This window comes from Rhodococcus sp. NJ-530 (assembly GCF_003860625.1).
GTDB lineage: Bacteria > Actinomycetota > Actinomycetes > Mycobacteriales > Mycobacteriaceae > Rhodococcus_F > Rhodococcus_F qingshengii.
This window is the reverse complement of record NZ_CP034152.1, coordinates 5,918,006-5,933,649: the sequence shown is the minus strand read 5'-3', so window position 1 is coordinate 5,933,649 and position 15,644 is coordinate 5,918,006. Positions and strand designations below refer to the sequence as shown.

15 protein-coding genes are annotated in these 15,644 nt (G+C 61.2%); 7 read left to right on the top strand and 8 right to left on the bottom strand.

The features are described from left to right. Positions 1–28 precede the first annotated feature (28 nt). Positions 29–1,261, top strand: coding sequence for a helix-turn-helix domain-containing protein (locus EHW12_RS27740; RefSeq protein WP_042451555.1), 1,233 nt, complete (start codon positions 29–31; stop codon positions 1,259–1,261). Positions 1,262–1,265: 4 nt separating this feature from the next. Here the strand turns inward: EHW12_RS27740 and EHW12_RS27735 are convergent, their stop codons facing one another. Further along, positions 1,266–1,613 carry a hypothetical protein gene (locus EHW12_RS27735; RefSeq protein ID WP_003943172.1) on the bottom strand — a complete coding sequence of 116 codons (348 nt, stop codon included), beginning with the start codon at positions 1,611–1,613 and terminating at the stop codon, positions 1,266–1,268. A 225-nt stretch (positions 1,614–1,838) separates the two neighbouring features. Here EHW12_RS27735 and EHW12_RS27730 point away from each other — a divergent pair, with 225 nt between their 5' ends. Beyond that, positions 1,839–2,924 carry a TerC family protein gene (locus EHW12_RS27730; protein WP_003942925.1) on the top strand — a complete coding sequence of 362 codons (1,086 nt, stop codon included), beginning with the start codon at positions 1,839–1,841 and terminating at the stop codon, positions 2,922–2,924. Between the two features lie 61 nt (positions 2,925–2,985). Here EHW12_RS27730 and EHW12_RS27725 read toward each other — a convergent pair whose 3' ends face one another. Continuing rightward, a complete protein-coding gene (locus EHW12_RS27725) occupies positions 2,986–4,032 on the bottom strand; it encodes an NADP-dependent oxidoreductase (protein ID WP_030536117.1) in 1,047 nt (348 codons plus the stop codon). Positions 4,033–4,400: 368 nt separating this feature from the next. Here EHW12_RS27725 and EHW12_RS27720 point away from each other — a divergent pair, with 368 nt between their 5' ends. Both EHW12_RS27720 and EHW12_RS27715 read left to right on the top strand, forming a co-directional pair. Further along, positions 4,401–5,666, top strand: coding sequence for a cytochrome P450 (locus tag EHW12_RS27720; protein WP_007730518.1), 1,266 nt, complete (start codon positions 4,401–4,403; stop codon positions 5,664–5,666). Positions 5,667–5,804: 138 nt separating this feature from the next. Continuing rightward, a complete protein-coding gene (locus EHW12_RS27715; RefSeq protein ID WP_081604840.1) occupies positions 5,805–6,386 on the top strand; it encodes a PadR family transcriptional regulator in 582 nt (193 codons plus the stop codon). A 121-nt stretch (positions 6,387–6,507) separates the two neighbouring features. Here EHW12_RS27715 and EHW12_RS27710 read toward each other — a convergent pair whose 3' ends face one another. Beyond that, entirely contained in the window at positions 6,508–7,230 is a 723-nt protein-coding gene (locus tag EHW12_RS27710; protein WP_007730520.1) for a helix-turn-helix domain-containing protein, read from the bottom strand. A gap of 280 nt (positions 7,231–7,510) precedes the next feature. On the opposite strand from EHW12_RS27710, the gene EHW12_RS27705 reads away from it, so the two are divergent. Further along, complete coding sequence (locus tag EHW12_RS27705) at positions 7,511–8,437, top strand: alpha/beta hydrolase (protein ID WP_007730522.1); 927 nt, start codon at positions 7,511–7,513, stop codon at positions 8,435–8,437. A 5-nt stretch (positions 8,438–8,442) separates the two neighbouring features. On the opposite strand, the gene EHW12_RS27700 is transcribed toward EHW12_RS27705, so the two are convergent. Then, positions 8,443–9,093, bottom strand: coding sequence for a Dabb family protein (locus tag EHW12_RS27700; RefSeq protein ID WP_030536113.1), 651 nt, complete (start codon positions 9,091–9,093; stop codon positions 8,443–8,445). Then, complete coding sequence (locus tag EHW12_RS27695) at positions 9,086–9,433, bottom strand: hypothetical protein (RefSeq protein ID WP_007730530.1); 348 nt, start codon at positions 9,431–9,433, stop codon at positions 9,086–9,088. Before EHW12_RS27695 ends, EHW12_RS27700 begins: the two co-directional genes overlap by 8 nt. Positions 9,434–9,674: 241 nt before the next feature. On the opposite strand from EHW12_RS27695, the gene EHW12_RS27690 reads away from it, so the two are divergent. After that, positions 9,675–10,562, top strand: coding sequence for an SDR family NAD(P)-dependent oxidoreductase (locus EHW12_RS27690; protein WP_042921616.1), 888 nt, complete (start codon positions 9,675–9,677; stop codon positions 10,560–10,562). A 47-nt stretch (positions 10,563–10,609) separates the two neighbouring features. After that, entirely contained in the window at positions 10,610–11,473 is an 864-nt protein-coding gene (locus EHW12_RS27685) for an SDR family NAD(P)-dependent oxidoreductase (protein ID WP_007730535.1), read from the top strand. A gap of 27 nt (positions 11,474–11,500) precedes the next feature. Here EHW12_RS27685 and EHW12_RS27680 read toward each other — a convergent pair whose 3' ends face one another. The 3 genes from EHW12_RS27680 to EHW12_RS27670 all read right to left on the bottom strand — a co-directional run bounded on the left by EHW12_RS27680 (position 11,501) and on the right by EHW12_RS27670 (position 15,599). Then, the gene (locus EHW12_RS27680) at positions 11,501–12,997 is read right to left on the bottom strand and encodes an MFS transporter (RefSeq protein WP_202426560.1); all 1,497 of its coding nucleotides are present in this window, start codon (positions 12,995–12,997) and stop codon (positions 11,501–11,503) included. Positions 12,998–13,151: 154 nt separating this feature from the next. Further along, positions 13,152–14,615, bottom strand: a complete 1,464-nt coding sequence (locus tag EHW12_RS27675; protein WP_007730539.1) for a benzaldehyde dehydrogenase — start codon at positions 14,613–14,615, stop codon at positions 13,152–13,154. A gap of 93 nt (positions 14,616–14,708) precedes the next feature. Then, on the bottom strand, positions 14,709–15,599 hold the full coding sequence (locus EHW12_RS27670; RefSeq protein ID WP_003943104.1) for a LysR family transcriptional regulator: 891 nt from the start codon (positions 15,597–15,599) through the stop codon (positions 14,709–14,711). Positions 15,600–15,644 lie beyond the last annotated feature (45 nt).

Below are 15,644 nucleotides of genomic sequence, written 5' to 3'. Positions count from 1 at the left end.
AATCAGGGTGACAAGTCGGGGAGGCGCCATGGACACATCGGAGTTGGACGGCTGGATTGCAAATCTCGCGCCCATCTATCTCCAGCCGGAGGTGATCGACGGTTTCGTTCAACGCATCGACGACGCCATTGCGGTGGCCAATCCTGAAGTGGCGGGTGATCGGGAGCTACGACGCGATGTGGATGCGAGCACTGCGGCGCAGCTTCGAGTCATCGTGGCCGCGATCGCGGGCGGTTCCCAGGAGGTCACGCCGCCGCCGGAGTCGGTTGCGCTTGCACTCACCGTTGCCAGGCGCGGTATGGATCTTCGAGTCCTGCTCAAGATCTACGGTGCCGGACGCCTCGCGATGCTGGGCTTCGTCGACGAGTCGATAGAAGCACTCCCGATCGGTCCGGAACTCAAGCGCGCACTTCTGGTCCGAGTGTGGGGTTCGGCGATGAGATGGCTGGAAGTGACCACCGAATTGTTGGTGGCAACGTATGCGAAGGAGCGTGAGAGCTTGGCGCGCGGCGCTTTTGCGCGTCGGTCCGAGACGGTGCACGCGATTGTCGCAGGCGAAGCACTTCACTCCGATGAGGTGTCGCAGATTCTCGACTACCCGATGCGGCGCCACCACACTGCGTTTGTTCTCTGGACGGACGACACCGATCCGGCCGCCGACGTATTGGCCCGATTGGACTCGTATGCGCGTTCCTTTGTGGACGAGTCGAATGCCGAGCGCGTGCTGACGCTGCCTTCGGGGGCGCGCGAGGTGTGGTCGTGGGTCGCGCATTTCGACGACCATGAGTGGGCGGCGCTCGATCGTGCTCGGAATTCGGATCTTCGTGTCGCGGTGGGGGCCAGCGGTTACGGAATGGAAGGATTCGCGCGCAGTCACCGCGAGGCTCTCGCCGCGCAGCGCATCGCGGTCCGTTCCACGGGTTCGCCGGGGGTCACCGTCTACGAAGATGTTCAGGTTCCCTGTCTGCTCACCGAAGATCTGGACGAACTGCGTGCGTTGGTGGCTCGGGAATTGAAAGGCCTCGCCGGCGCGGACGGTGTCACGACGCGTATCCGTGACACCGTTCGGGTCTATTACGAGAACAATTGCACTGCAGCCGCTACCGCCGTGGCGCTCGGTCTGCACAAGAACACCGTGCGGTATCGACTCGATCAGGCCGAAAAGCTGTTAGACCGCAGCGTGGACCAGCGTCGGCTGCCAACAGAGTTGGCGCTCATCGCGCTGGAGAGCTACGGAGCCGCCCTCCTGGCGAACCCGTGACTCGCTACTGCATGTCGTCGAGCCCGGGGAGCGAATAGCCGGAGCTGTCATCCCAATCGGCGGGGGTGTCGTCGAGTGAAACGTCCCAGTCTGCGTCGGGCACCGCTCGCCGGAGTTCGGTCAGAGCGTTGAACCAGTAGACGAGCGAAGGGATTACCTCGGTCGGGTCGCTCGAGATCTTTGTCGAACCGTTGAGCAGAGTGTTGGGGATATCCGACGGATAGAGGTCCAGGACCTCGTAGTCGAACGGAAATTCGTCGTTGTGGACGGCGATGAGTCGGTCGACTTCGGCCTTCTCGTCGTCGGTCAGCGGTGTGGTGCGGACGGCGGAGTAGTACAACGAGGTGCTCATGCTTGCCAGGCTAGAACAAGATGCCGTCCAGCGGCGGTTTCGGACGCAACACCCTCAGATTGCATGGTTTCGGCAACTTCAGATGTGAAAGTCGTCGATATTTCGACCGGGATGGATAGAAGTCGGCAAGGAACACTGGAGAAGACGGCGAGACGGCCGTCCGAACCCAGTGAAGGAGCTCCCCGTGACCGCAGTCATCAGTGCCATTCGGGTAGGTGGTCAGCGATGAACGTTCCCATGTGGGCGTGGGCCGCGTTCGCCGCAGTCATCGTCGTCATGTTGCTCATCGACCTGCTCGCCCACCGCGGCGCGCACGTCATCGGCTTCAAGGAAGCGGCCTGGTGGAGTGCACTCTGGGTCGGTTTGTCTCTCGTATTCGCGGTGGTCGTCACCCTGACCTTGGGGGTGAACTCGGGCGTCGAATTCACCACGGCCTGGCTGTTGGAGAAGAGCCTCTCCGTCGACAACCTCTTCGTGTTCGCCCTGATCTTCGGTTACTTCAAGGTGCCCCGTGAATACCAGCACCGCGTGTTGTTCTTCGGTGTCATCGGCGCCCTGATCTTCCGCGGTATCTTCCTCGCCGCCGGCGTTGCCGTGGTCAGCAAGTTCACGGCCGTTCTGTTCGTCTTCGCCGCCATCCTGCTCTACAGCGCCTACAAGCTGCTCAAGGACGACGACGAGAACTTCGATCCGGGAACCTCGCTGGCGGTTCGCTTGCTGCGCAAGATCATGCCGGTCCGTGAGGAATACGCAGGAACCAAGTTCTTCGTCAAGGAAGCCGGAAAGCGCGTCGCAACACCACTGTTCGCCGTCGTCGTCGCCATCGAAGCTGCCGACCTCGTGTTCGCAGTCGACAGTGTCCCGGCAGTGCTGGCAGTGAGTGACGATCCATTCATCGTCTACTCCAGCAACGCGTTTGCGATCTTGGGTCTGCGTGCCCTGTACTTCCTGCTCTCGGGCCTGCTCGAGAAGTTCCACTACCTGTCCAAGGGTCTGTCGATCATCCTCGCCTTCATCGGCGTGAAGCTGATCATGCAGGCCAGCCACAAGGTGATCAGCACGTCGATCCCCGAGATTCCCTCACTGGTCAGCCTCGCGGTGATCATCGTGGTGTTGGCAGGCTCGATCATCCTGAGTCTCAAGAAGCCGCTACCGGAAGAGCCTGAGGCCGAAGAGGTTGCGACCGGTGATGCACCGATCGACCTCGAGAAGTCAGGTGCTGACGGCAGCATCGAGAAATCCGGCGTCCAGCTCGCAACCGGCGAGCGCGACGACGATGACGACAAGGTAGATGCTCGGCCCAGAGGCTGACGCCTGATCGGCTGAACGAATCGAAAAGGGAGACCACACAACGACGTGTGGTCTCCCTTTGTCAAATCATCACCAACTGCTTCCCCCGGTTGTGGCCCGAAAGCTGCCCGATCAAGGCCGCTGGGGCATTTTCGATGCCCTCGGTGACATCGTTGCGGTAGCGCAGTCCACCTTCGGCGATTCGAGCGGACGCCCACGCCCGGTACTCCGGGTACCGGTCGTAGTGGTCGTAGCAGACGAACCCTTCGATGCGTAGACGTTTGCGTAGTACAGGGCGTAGGGGAGGCCCGACTTCGCTTTCATCCTGGTTGTATTCGCTGATCATTCCGCACACGACGACCCTTCCGAAATCGGCCATGCGATCGAAAACCGCTCGCGTGATCGAGCCTCCGACGTTGTCGAAATAGACGTCGACGCCCTTCGGACACAATTCGTCCAACTGCTCGCCGATGTTCGCCGTCTTCCTATCTATGCAGGCGTCGAACCCCAATTCCTCCACAACGTATTCGGTCTTCTCACCCCCGGCGATTCCGATCACCCGGGCGCCCGCCAGCTTCGCGATTTGGCCTGCAACCATGCCGACTGCTCCGCCGGCCGCCGAAACCACGACTGTGTCTCGCTCTCGGACGTCGGCGACCAACCGCATTCCGCAGTGTGCGACAAATCCTGGCTGTCCTAGAATTCCGAGTTCATCTCCTAGGGAAGCTCGATTCTCCCTCGGTATGCGGTCCAGGGCAGCGCCTTTGATTGTGTGATAAACCTGCCAGTGCGTGCCGCCTCGAACCAAATCACCTGCCGCAAAGTCAGGATGCCGCGAAGAAATCACTTCGCCGACTGCGATGCCGTCCAAACCGGAGTGCGCAGGCACTACTCCAGCCAAGACGACGTCGCCGATACCGGCAACAGCTCCCAACGGCCCGGGGGCAGAGCTGGTGGACGGTAGGCGTCTTCGTATCGCCGGATCGATCGAAAGATAGTGGGCGCGGAACAGAACTTCGCCGTCCGCGGGCGGCCGGATCGGAACCTCGTCGATCCGAAAATCTTCTACGACAGGCAAGCCGCGGGGAGCTCGAACGACTCGCACAGCGCGGTTCACATATTCGGTCATGCGCAATTTCCAATCTGCTTCGACACCGGTTCGCATCACTTCTCGGGACGATTGCCCGGAATTGATCTCGCCGCCTTACTGATTCACGGCGAAGACGTCTGGGAATTCTGTCCTCGAGCAGCAAGGAGCGCACCTTCCCGCCCGCTCAGTGAGAATGTGGCAACCCGACGTCCGGAGCGCGACTTCATTTCCCATACAGCGGGCGGTTTGTTGGTTGCCTCGTAGTCCGACTGTGAAGCTCTGCGCAGTTCAGTTCAGCGCAGCGCTGACGCTCGTCACCAGTGGTATTCGGCTGTGGATTTTTACGAGGGCGTCAATGATCTGCCAGATCTTGTGTGAGTGATTTTGTCGAGGACGAGAGGTTGACTATGACTTCGCCGGTGGGTTCGGAGCGTGCGGTTCATGACACAACGGATTGGCTCAGAACGGGATTGGTCGATCCAACGGAGCCAGGCTTCCTGTCCGATCCGTACGCGCGGTACGCGATTGCGCGAGAAGTTGCTCCGGTACAACAGCATTCGAATGGCGTATACATGCTTTTCGCCTACGACGACGTGAAACGCGCACTGGCGGACAAGTCGCTGAGTTCGTCGGAACAGTATGCACTCGAGGCACCGCGCAATATGCGGATCAAGGCGGCCGGTGGCAGCGACGCCTACTTGTTGCGCCCATCGTTGTCGAAGCTGGATCCGCCGGACCATCTGGCATTGCGCAAGCTACTGGCGCGCCCGTTCACGCCCAGGGCAATCAAGCGTTACGACGCGCGGGCGAAGGAAATCGTCGACGAGTTGCTTGCCGATCATGGACGGGGCTCCGAGATCGAGCTGGTGACGGAAGTTGCTCATCCGCTACCGATTCGCCTTGTCTGCGAAATTTTCGGTATCCCCGTACCTGCCGACACCGATACGATGTTCGAGTGGACCCGTAAGGGACTCAACCTACTCGATCCGTTTCTGACTGCCGAGCAGACCAGCGACTACATTTCCGCTCAACGTGATTTCTCGGCACACCTTCAGGACGTTATCGCTTGGAAGCGCAACAATCTTGGCGACGACATCCTGTCGGACTTCATCTCCGCCGGCGACGAAGGCGAGATAATCGGGCCGGATCAAGTTGCCGCTACCGTGCAGACTTTGGTCATCGCCGGACTGGACACCACAGTCAATCAGGTCGGTCTCACCATGAATGCACTTATGGGCCATCGTGATCAGTGGGAACGACTCGTCGACGACAGGGCACTGCTCGATCACGCGGTAGAAGAAGTCCTGCGCTATGAGCCGACGGCGCAGTTGATGATTCGCATTGCTCCCGAGGATTACGCGGTGGGAGATGCGGTGATTCCGGCCGGAAATCACATTGTGACGTGGCTGGCGTCGGCAAACCGCGATGAAACTCGATTCGGTCCGAACGCGGACAGATTGGACTGGTCGAGGTCAAATGTCCGGGACCACATCACGTTCGGTCACGGTGCGCACGCTTGCCTCGGTGCGTGGTTGGCCCGGCTGGAGATCAAGACCATCCTGAATGCGTTGATCGACAAAGCGCCGAAGACCGAGCTCGTCGACGGTGGAGTGACGTGGGGTGGCACGGCCTTTATCCGCGGTGTCTCCGAACTGCGATTGAACCTTTTCTGATTGCACGAATTCGTGAACAGACCACTCGGTGGGCAAGTCGGTGTCAGATGGTCGACGTCTTGTTAGTCTGGGCCGGTGCCTGATCCCGCAACTGCGTGTTACCCGGCATTGCCCGCGACAAGTTGGGCAGTGCTGGGAATGCTCACATTCGGAGAAGAACTCAGTGGCAGCGATCTGAAAAGCTGGGCCGACTGGAGCATCGGGTTCTATTACTGGAGCCCGTCGGTGAGCCAGGTCTATACCGAGCTCAAAAAGCTGGAAACGCTGGGATTCGTCAGTTCGCGGGAGGTTTCGGAATCGGGTGGGCGTCGTCGACGAGTGTTCACGATAACCGAATCCGGTATCGAGGCTCTCAGATCATGGTCACGCCGATCGGAGATCGAAACCCCCGTTCTCAAACATGGAGTGATGTTGAGACTGTGGGTCGGCCACCTCAACGACCCCGATCAGCTCAAGTCGATAGTGCTCGATCACATCGACAACCTCGAGGCAAAGAAGCTCAATGCAATCGAACACGCCGATAACTCGGAGAATGAACCCGCCTGGGCATTTACCGAGATGAGTCTGCGATGGATAGGCCGCCATTTTCAGATGGAGATCGACCTCGCCGCTCAGTTGCTCGATGACATCGATGAGGCCGCCGCTCGATTCGCGCAAGGCGACGCCAACGCTCTCGGCTTGCCGCAGCCCGTCAATGCCGGTAGTTGGAAGTTGATCTGAGCGTGCGGAGGTACAACTCCCCAGATTCTGCCCCACGCCAATAGAATTGTGCTGTCGAGGTTTTCGTGCCCAATCTTCGTGCCTAGTCTTCGTGCCCAATCTTCGTGCCTAGTCTTCGTGCCTACTGAGCTCGCATGCTTTCGGTGGTCCGGACGCCCGCATTTCGCCACAGGGAAGCGGCTGTTTCCCGAAGAAGCCCGGTGAGAGGCGAGTTCCGCTCGTCGAGCGGCATTTGTCGGAGCGGTCCGCAGATCGACAGCGCGGAGGTCGCGACGCCGATCGGGCCGATCGGAGTGGCGATCGTGCCGAATCCGTCGATCGGCGTGTCACGGCCGTATCCCACGCCGGTTTTTCGGACCTCGTCGGCCGCCTCTCCTCGCTCGTTGTTGAAGGTGTGGAGGACCCTGCCGACGAGAGTTCCGTCTGCGCGTGTGCTGAAACCGATCCGATTCGGAATCATGCTGGCGAAACGACCTGCCATGTGGGCGCGGCACACCACATTTGAGCCGTCGAGAATCGTCATCTCGACGATCAGTCCGGTACGCCGGTGCAATTCGTACAGGTGCGGATGCGCAGCTGAGTGAAGTCTGTCCTGGTACACGGCCAACGAGCCGAGTTCCACGAGCCGCAACCCGAGCGTGTAATCGCGGCCGCTGCGGTGCAGCCACCGAAGTTGGACCAGATGGTCGAGTATGCGGTGGGCTGAAGACCTTGGAAGCCCGGTTCGTCGGACAATCTCGGCGAGGGTGAGACGATCTCGACCGCCGAACGCATCCAGTAGCAGAGAGACTCGGTCGAGGAAGGCGTTCGGCGTTGCGGGATCGACCTCGAGCTGGAGCGACATGTGTTCCCTCTGCTATCCCGTAGTCAAGTTGGACAACTGCCCTGGACAAGGCTATTTCGATTAGGAATGATGACATGTTTTTTCTGCTTTGTGAAGAAGGCCACCCTGTGGATCGGACGCCTCCGGTGCTCGTCGGCGGAAACGGACCACTGATCGGGAGAGCGGGTTCCTTGCTTGGTGGTGGGCGATCTACGTTGACGTGATCACACGCCAAGTGGACAAACGCGGATGCCGGCGCAGACGTAGCGCCACCCGCCGGGCTGAGAGACCAGGAGACGATATGACGATTCAAGCGGAAGTCACCACGATGCTTGCAACCCTCAACGCTGGATTCCCGGATGTCACCAGTGTCCCGCCGTCGGAGCTACGAACTCTGATTCGGAACCGACGTGCGCCGCTGACGGGTCTTCCCGACATGCTTTCAGTCGAGAATCACGTAATCGACGGTCCCGGTGGAGATCTGGCAATTCGCGTCTTTCGTCCGCATGGAACCTCGAACGACGTTCCCCTCGTGGTCTTCGCTCACGGGGGCGGTTTCGTGTTCTGCGATCTGGACAGTCACGACGAATTCTGTCGATCGATGGCGCAGGGAGTCGGCGCAGTAGTGGTTGCCGTCGACTATCGGTTGGCGCCGGAGCATCCGGCACCGGCAGCCCACGACGACGTCTACGCCGCGGTGGCGTGGGCCAGCGAGCATGCTGCCGAATACGGTTCCGACGCAGGTAAAATCGCACTTGTGGGCGACAGTGCGGGAGGGAACCTCGCGGCGACCGTGGCTATTGCCGCTCGGGATCGGGGTGGTCCGGAAATCGCCCTTCAGGTTCTCATCTACCCCGTGATCGACGACGACTTCGAAACCGAGTCGTATCGGCTCTACGGCACGGGTCACTACAACACCACCGCAGCGATGGAATGGTACTGGCAGCAGTACGCGCCTGAAGGTCGCGACGACGCCCGTGTGATTCCTACGCGTGCGGAGACGCTCGCCGGTCTTCCGTCTGCTGTCGTCGTGACAGCCGAACTCGATCCGCCGTGTTCGTCAGGTGACGCGTATGCGCAGATGCTCGCGACGGCTGGCGTTTCGGTGCGCCATCATCGCTTCGAAGGATTGTTCCACGGCTTCCTCACTATTCCGTCTTTGTCACTGACCGAGCCTGCGCGACAGAAGCTTTGGGCGATGACGCGCGAGGCGCTCGGTAGCGAGTAGGCAGATCACTTCACTGTCAGGAGTCTCTCGGTGAGATTGCCGAACGTGTGACAGATTCTGTCGTGGACCACGGCCTCGGGACATTCGGGGTCGAACCACCGGTCCACCACTGCCCAGTGAATCGGATGATCGAGGTACTGGGTCTGCAGTGAGCCGAGGTCGGTGAACTCCTGCTCCCAGACATGAGTCCATGGTGTGTGCCCGATCGCTGCGTCGACTCGGCTGAGACGCCAGGCGCAGATCGACGAGATATGGGTAGGCATCCTGAGCAGATCCCGTTCGAATTCCTCGAGTACGTCCTGGGGTGTGCTGGGGGATACCCGGATGAACAGCGCTCGGTACACCTGACCGGCGGCTTCGGCGCCGGAACGTCCCGTGGTCCCGGACGAGTACTCGGCACCGTGGAAGTGGTCGACGGCGGCGCAGCGCAGGCTGTCGTCGACCGCATCTCGGGCTGTCTGCCAAGCCATCTCGTCTTCGAACTGAAGATGGACGATCAGATCTCCGCCGTTGATGACGCCGGGAAGTGTCGTACAGACGAGACGACGCAGCGCGTTCGACGATTCGGCAACTGCGGCAATGTTCTTCACTGCAGCGGTCCACTCGTCGGCGCCCGCCCCGTTGGCGGCGTGCACGACTCTTGTCACGTTATACATTGCTCAGTCCTTCGATGTCCTTTGCTGCGGCGGCCATGGAGCGACTCCGTTCGATTATGAGCGGAGCCATTGCATCCCACCACTGCCTGAGGGTGGAGTCTCTGCGGCCCTGGCGCGTCATCGACCACCAGCCGGCCGTGCCGTCGACCGTCCAGGTGACGGTCAAGGTGTTCGGGTCTTGATCGCACCACAACGGAGGGCTGACGAGTACGTCGGCGAGTGTCATGCCGCGACGCTGTGCACTCGGCAAATACTGGTCGAGTAGCGCGTCGACGAACTGTCGACCGCATCCCGGTTTCGTGACTATCCGATCGATCACGTAGAGCGTTTCATCTGCCATTGGTGAAGATTACTTTCCCCTAACCCGTTGTGATGCTTTCGATCTCACACAGCGGGAGATAGCGGATTTGGTCATGTGCCCGGCATTTCGACACCTCCCGTCAGGCGGGAATCGTTGCTGTGCAACAGAATCGGATGATGCAACATGGCGGACAACGATTGCGTGAAATGCAGTCGAACTCAGGTCGAACACATACGTCATGTGTTCGATGTCGTGAAGTGGAAGAGCCTTGGAGGAGCAGTTGAATCACTCGCTGGTAGGGAAGACCGCGCTGGTGACCGGGAGCAGTCGAGGCATCGGCAGGGCGATCGCCAGGCGACTGGCGGCAGAGGGGGCAACCGTGGTCGTCACCGCACGGTCGACTCGGCCTACCGCGGCAGTCCGTGCCGACAGTAATGTCGTCATCGGCGGTACGTTGTCCGAGACCGTCGAGATGATCGAGTCGCAACACGGTCGTGCACTTGCCATTCCGGCCGATCTCGAGGATTCCGAGGCTCGCGACGGATTGATCGAGAAGGTCGTCTCGCGGACCGGAGGTATCGACATCCTCGTGAACAATGCCGGGTTTGCCGACTACGCGCCGATCGAGAAGATGTCGCTGGCGACGTTCGATCGGACCCTCGACCACTACATTCGCGCGCCGTTCGCCCTGTCGAAGGCAGCCATCCCCTACATGCGAGAGCGCGGCGCAGGCTGGATCGTGAACATCGGTTCCTCGACGGGACTGAATCCGATCAGGCCCTTCCGCGACTACAACAAGACGTCGGGTGACGTGATTTACGCGTCGATGAAGGCAGCACTGCACAGGTTCACACAGGGCCTCGCCGCGGAGGTGCTGGACGACAATATCGCGGTCAACTCGGTGGGGCCTTCCACTGCGATCTCGACTCCCGGCGCCGACGCACTCATTCCGGATGGATACGAAACCGAGCCCGTCGAGTATCTTGCCGAGACGGTACTGGCCATGTGTTCTCTTCCCGCGGCCGAGCGGACCGGCCTTGTAGCGTTCAGTCTTCATTTTCCCTGGTATCAGGATCTGGTCGTGAAGGCGCTCGACGGGCAAGGGCTGATGCCCAGACGTGAGCCACCGACGTGGTGCAATCCCAACATTCTGCCCGAAGGAATCTGAAGTCTTTGTCGAGCAATAGTTTCGGCGACACAACCCGAGGAGTGGAGATGTCCCACGCTGAACGCCGGTTCGGTACCGGCACGGCCGTCGTGACCGGTGCGGGGGCCGGTATCGGTGCAGGGTTCGCCCGACACCTTGCGCGGCTGGGAATGACGGTGGTAGTTGCCGACATCGACGAGGAGCGTGCGTCGCTCGTCGCCGAGGACATTCGCGCGGCCGGTGGGAGGGCTGACGTCCATGGAGTGGACGTAGCGGATGCAGATGCCGTGAAGAGGATGGCGGACAATGTGTTCGATCGTCACGGCAGCGTCGAGTTGCTGGTCAACAATGCCGGAGTGGAGACGGCCGGGTTGCTGTGGGAAGTCAGTGGTGCGCGGTGGAGACGGTTGATGGAGATCAACGTCGACGGCGTCTTCTATTGCCTTCGTGCTTTCGTGCCATTGATGTTGAAGGTGGGTAAGCCGGCGTGTGTGGCCAATCTGTCTTCTGTCGGCGGGATCAACAGCGCCGCGGTGCAAGGACCGTACATCGTCAGTAAGTTCGCGGTGCTGGCGATGACCGAGAGCTTGCACCAAGATCTGTCGTTGGTCGACTCTCCGATTCAGGTCAGTGCTGTTGTTCCACACTCGATCCGGAGTGAGATCTTTCGTGCGGCCCAGCGTGACGCGCCGACTACGAACGTCACGGCAAACGCTGTCTTCGATGCAATGCAACAGGCGAACGTCGAATCCGGACTCGACCCGCTCGATGCCGCCGAGCACATGACCGAAGCAATAGCGCGTGGGGACTTCTGGGTGTTCTCCGACGACGACGCGTGTCGGCAGTTCACCGACCGCCGAGCCGCTCAGCTTCGAGACCTGCTACCTCCCGCCGATCCTCGCACAATGCTCACACGCATGGGCATCTCGTGAATGCGGAGCTGTTCGGAGCAGGCCTGTTCACGCGCTGCCGTTGACAGACGTCGACGCACTCTTGGGGAGGCCTGACCAACCCACCAGGCCGACCAGAGCGAAAGCTACGGCGGCAGTGACGAAGGTGACGGTGAAGGCGGATTCGCTGGGCAGAGCGGATACGCCCTCTGGCAGGTTCGCGATGGTCATCGAGGCGAGAATCGTAGTCACCACTGCACTGCCCATGGCGCTGCCGGTGGAACGGGAGATCGAGTTGATGCCGTTGGCTATTCCACTCTGGTGTCGCGGAACGCTCGACATGATGATCGCGGGCATGGCCGCGTAGCCCAGGCTCACGGCGGCGCCGATCACGATGCCGGCACCGATGACCGACGCGGTGTGCGTGTGGTCGTACGCGAGCCAGGCGAACGGCACCGCACCACAGATGGCGGTGAGTCCCAGGACGAAGCGTGGCCCACGCACTCTGATGAGCCGCCCACCGATCGGTGCTGCGATCAGCGAGGCAATCGCACCCGGCAGCAGGAATTCCACCGACGCACGCAGAATGCTGGCGTCGAATCCGTATCCCGTGAGGGCGTGGGGAAGCTGCACGAGATAGGAGATGCCCAGGAAGTTGGCGAACATTCCGAAGCCCAGCATGACCCCCGCCAGATTCGCCATCATCACGGGCCGGTGGACGAACATTCGCATGTCGACCAGTGGTTCGTCGACGATCTTCTCGATCCAGACCCAGACTGCGAACATCACGATCGAGCCCAGGAAAACACCGATGGTCACGGGTGAGAACCAACCCCATTGGTGGCCTTGCGAAATCGACAACAGGAGCAGAAGGAGTGCAGCGCCCAGGCTCAGCGCGCCGATGACGTCGACGCGCCCGCCGCTCTTGTGCTTGGTTGCCGGAACCAGCGTGATGACGGCGACGAGGGCAAGCAACGCGAACCCGGTGGCCATCCAGAAGGCGTTGCGGTAGTCGGCATCCGGAGCCGATGTGAGAAGTCCGGTGGCTACGAGGGCGAGCCCGCTGCCGAATGCGAGAGTTCCGCTGACCAATGCCATCGCGCCGGGAAGCTTGTGTGGGCGGACCTCTTCGCGCAGGACCGACAGAGCCAGCGGGAAGATGGCGGTGGCGGTCCCCTGGAGGACGCGTCCGAGGATGAGAAGTGGCAGATTGTGTGCCAGTGCGGCGACGATCGAACCGATGACCATGACGACCAGAACGCCGACCAGCGTGCGCTTCTTGCCGTGCTGATCGCCGTAGCGGCCCAACAGGGGAGTGAAAACGGCGGCCGACAGCAACGTCGCCGTCGTCACCCAACTGATGCCGGCCGCGGATGCGCCCAGATCGGACTGAATACGCCCCAAAATCGGGACGGGCAGTGTCTGCATCATCGAGACGATCATCGCGGCCAGGCTGAGCGCCCCGATGATGACGGCCTCGCGGCGCGGCGATGTTACGACGGATACATCCGGGGTGTCGTGGACCGTTGGCTGCGCAGCGCTGTCGGTCGTCACTGAATTCGTCAAGTGGGTCCTTCTCGGGAATTACAAGAGAAATTGCTTAATGTGCCGAAGTAATTTTCTCTGGATGGTAAGTCCGCGAGATCGATCCCGTCAATGCTGGTCAGTGAGCCCCTGGGGCCAGCTCGGTGTATTCAGGACCAACTCGGCGTGTTCCGGACTAGAAGGGGTAGACCGGGAGTGCGCTCTGCGCAGTCACCCACTGCGTTTCGGTGAAGGCGTCGAGGTTTGCGCCGATACCGCCGACGCGGCCACCGTTACCCGAAGACGCCATACCGCCGAACGGGATGACTGCTTCGTCGCCGACGGTCTGATCGTTGATGTGTACGAGGCCGGTGGGGATTTGTTGGGCGAGCTCGAGCCCTCGCATGGCGTCGGAGGTCAGAATGCCCAGTGACAGTCCGTACTCGGAATCGTTGGCTATGGCGACGGCCTGTTCGACGGTGGCGAAGGAGGTGACCGGTGCGACTGGCCCGAAGACTTCGTCGGCGAATGCCGGCGCGGTGAGTGGGGTGTCGGCCAGCACGGTGGGCCGGTAGAAGAGATCCTCGTAGGTGCCGCCGGCCGCCAGTTTTGCTCCGGCCGCGATGCTTCCGGTGACCAGGGAGTGGATGTGGTCGCGTTGTCCGGCGTCGATGATGGGTCCGAGTGCGACCTGACCGGTGAACGGGTCGCCTACCGGAAGCTTGTCGGCGTGTTCGGCAAGGAGTGCGGTGTAGTCGGCGGCGATACTTTCGTGGACGAGCTGGCGGCCGGTGGTCATGCAGATCTGCCCCTGGTGCATGAAGGATCCGAAAGCGCCTACAGATGCGGCCTTTTCGAGGTCGACGTCGTCCATGACGATCAGTGCGTTGTTTCCCCCGAGTTCGAGGTGTGCTCGTTTGAGATGGCGGCCCGCCAGTTCACCGACAGCGCGTCCTGCCCGGGTCGACCCGGTGAATGCGATGACGCGAACGCTCGGATGAACCACGATTGCCTCACCGGCGTCAGCGCCACCCGGCAGCATGCCGAACACTCCGGCAGGCAGACCGGCTTCTTCGAAGATGCGGGCAAGAACCACACCGCCACAGATCGCCGTGCGCGGATCAGGCTTGAGGATCACCGAATTGCCCAGTGCCAGTGCGGGAGCGACTGCACGGATCGACAGAATGATCGGGAAGTTGAACGGTGCGATGACGCCGACGGTGCCGACGGGGACGCGACGAGAGAAGCTCAGCCGCGGTTGCTCCGAGCGCAGCACCTCGCCGATGGGGTGTGCGGCCAAAGCTGCTGCGTTGTAGCACTCTTCGGCAGCGGTGTGGGTTTCCAGTCCGGCTTTGGCGGGAATGCTGCCGGCCTCGCGGATTACCCATTCGCCGATTTCGTCGGCGTACTGCTCGAACAGTTGACCGGCGCGGCGTAGAACGGCGGCTCGTTCGGTGTACGGCCTTGCTGCCCAATCCTTCTGAGCGGCAGTAGCTTTTGTTGCAGCGGCTGCCACGTCGTCTGGTGTTGCCATGCCGACCGTCGTCAACTGCTTGCCGGTGGCCGGTTCGACGACAATACGATCGTCGGCGCTACCGAGAACCCATTCGCCGTCGAAGATCTTCGATTCCCACACAGGTTCGCTCAGCAAACGCGTCATGGCCGCTCCTCGGTAAAGGGATGCAACCGCGCGCCGCATCACATGGTTGTGGACCACGTTTCTCCGTGAGGGGAGTCGATCGCCATCGCACTTTCACTCAGTGAAAGACGGATTCATGGCGTCCTTGAGCGCTTGGATCAGATCGGCGAACTCGGTCGAGTGGGTGGCGCCGCTGCGGGTCACTCCCGAGACGGGAATTCGCAAGCGGCCGTGCGATTCTCGCATGAAGCTGATGCCGGCGCGTGGAGATTCGCCTGCGGTGATCGAATACAGCAGGGTCCAGGCGCGCGGGTTGGTGATCACGTCCAGCGTGGCTGTGTGATCGCTCGGAATTGCAGGGCCCAGTTGGACGCGTCGATCTATCTCGCGGAACGCGTCCTCGACCACCTTGTGAATGAGCACCTGGCTTTGGCGCGGCGGCAGGAGCAGGGGGTATGCGGCCAGATCATTGAGGTCGACGCTTTGCTGGCCGGCCAGGGGGTGCCGGCTCGACATGACGACCAGCAGATCTTCGACGCCGAGGTCCAAGGGTTCGAGTCCGGGGCGGTCGACGCCGCCGCGAATCAGCGCGATGTCGGCGTCACCGGAGGCTACGGCGTCCATGCGGTGGGCAAAACTCTTGATGACGAACTCGACGTCCAGGTCCGGATGAAGTTCGCGCACGTGTGCGATGGCGTCCAGCGTCTGAGCGGCGAAGCTCATGTTTCCGGTGATCCGGATCCGGGCTCGTGGGTCGCGTGCGACGGAGTAGGCCATCGTTTCGAGGCTGAGGACTTGCTGCGCAATGGGCACGAGTCGCGATCCTGCCGGGGCAAGGCGAACGGCTCGGGTCGAGCGTTCGAAGAGTGTCGCGCCAAGCTCCTTCTCCAGTCGGGCGACCTGATGGCTGATCGCCGACTGCGAGATGAAGCAGCGCTCGGCAGCGCGACTGAAGCTCAGTTCCTCGCTCACGACGAGGAAGTACTTGAGTTGGCGGAAGTCCATGAGGACAGCTTACTTATGAGCAATCGAGATAACAGTCTTGCGAAT

Excerpts from the sequence above, each read along its gene's own strand:
- EHW12_RS27740 (WP_042451555.1), top strand. The coding sequence starts at position 29 with ATGGACACATCGGAGTTGGACGGCTGGATTGCAAATCTCGCGCCCATC.
- EHW12_RS27735 (WP_003943172.1), bottom strand. The coding sequence starts at position 1,613 with ATGAGCACCTCGTTGTACTACTCCGCCGTCCGCACCACACCGCTGACC.
- EHW12_RS27730 (WP_003942925.1), top strand. The coding sequence starts at position 1,839 with ATGAACGTTCCCATGTGGGCGTGGGCCGCGTTCGCCGCAGTCATCGTC.
- EHW12_RS27725 (WP_030536117.1), bottom strand. The coding sequence starts at position 4,032 with ATGACCGAATATGTGAACCGCGCTGTGCGAGTCGTTCGAGCTCCCCGC.
- EHW12_RS27720 (WP_007730518.1), top strand. The coding sequence starts at position 4,401 with ATGACTTCGCCGGTGGGTTCGGAGCGTGCGGTTCATGACACAACGGAT.
- EHW12_RS27715 (WP_081604840.1), top strand. The coding sequence starts at position 5,805 with ATGCTCACATTCGGAGAAGAACTCAGTGGCAGCGATCTGAAAAGCTGG.
- EHW12_RS27710 (WP_007730520.1), bottom strand. The coding sequence starts at position 7,230 with ATGTCGCTCCAGCTCGAGGTCGATCCCGCAACGCCGAACGCCTTCCTC.
- EHW12_RS27705 (WP_007730522.1), top strand. The coding sequence starts at position 7,511 with ATGACGATTCAAGCGGAAGTCACCACGATGCTTGCAACCCTCAACGCT.
- EHW12_RS27700 (WP_030536113.1), bottom strand. The coding sequence starts at position 9,093 with ATGTATAACGTGACAAGAGTCGTGCACGCCGCCAACGGGGCGGGCGCC.
- EHW12_RS27695 (WP_007730530.1), bottom strand. The coding sequence starts at position 9,433 with ATGGCAGATGAAACGCTCTACGTGATCGATCGGATAGTCACGAAACCG.
- EHW12_RS27685 (WP_007730535.1), top strand. The coding sequence starts at position 10,610 with ATGTCCCACGCTGAACGCCGGTTCGGTACCGGCACGGCCGTCGTGACC.
- EHW12_RS27675 (WP_007730539.1), bottom strand. The coding sequence starts at position 14,615 with ATGACGCGTTTGCTGAGCGAACCTGTGTGGGAATCGAAGATCTTCGAC.
- EHW12_RS27670 (WP_003943104.1), bottom strand. The coding sequence starts at position 15,599 with ATGGACTTCCGCCAACTCAAGTACTTCCTCGTCGTGAGCGAGGAACTG.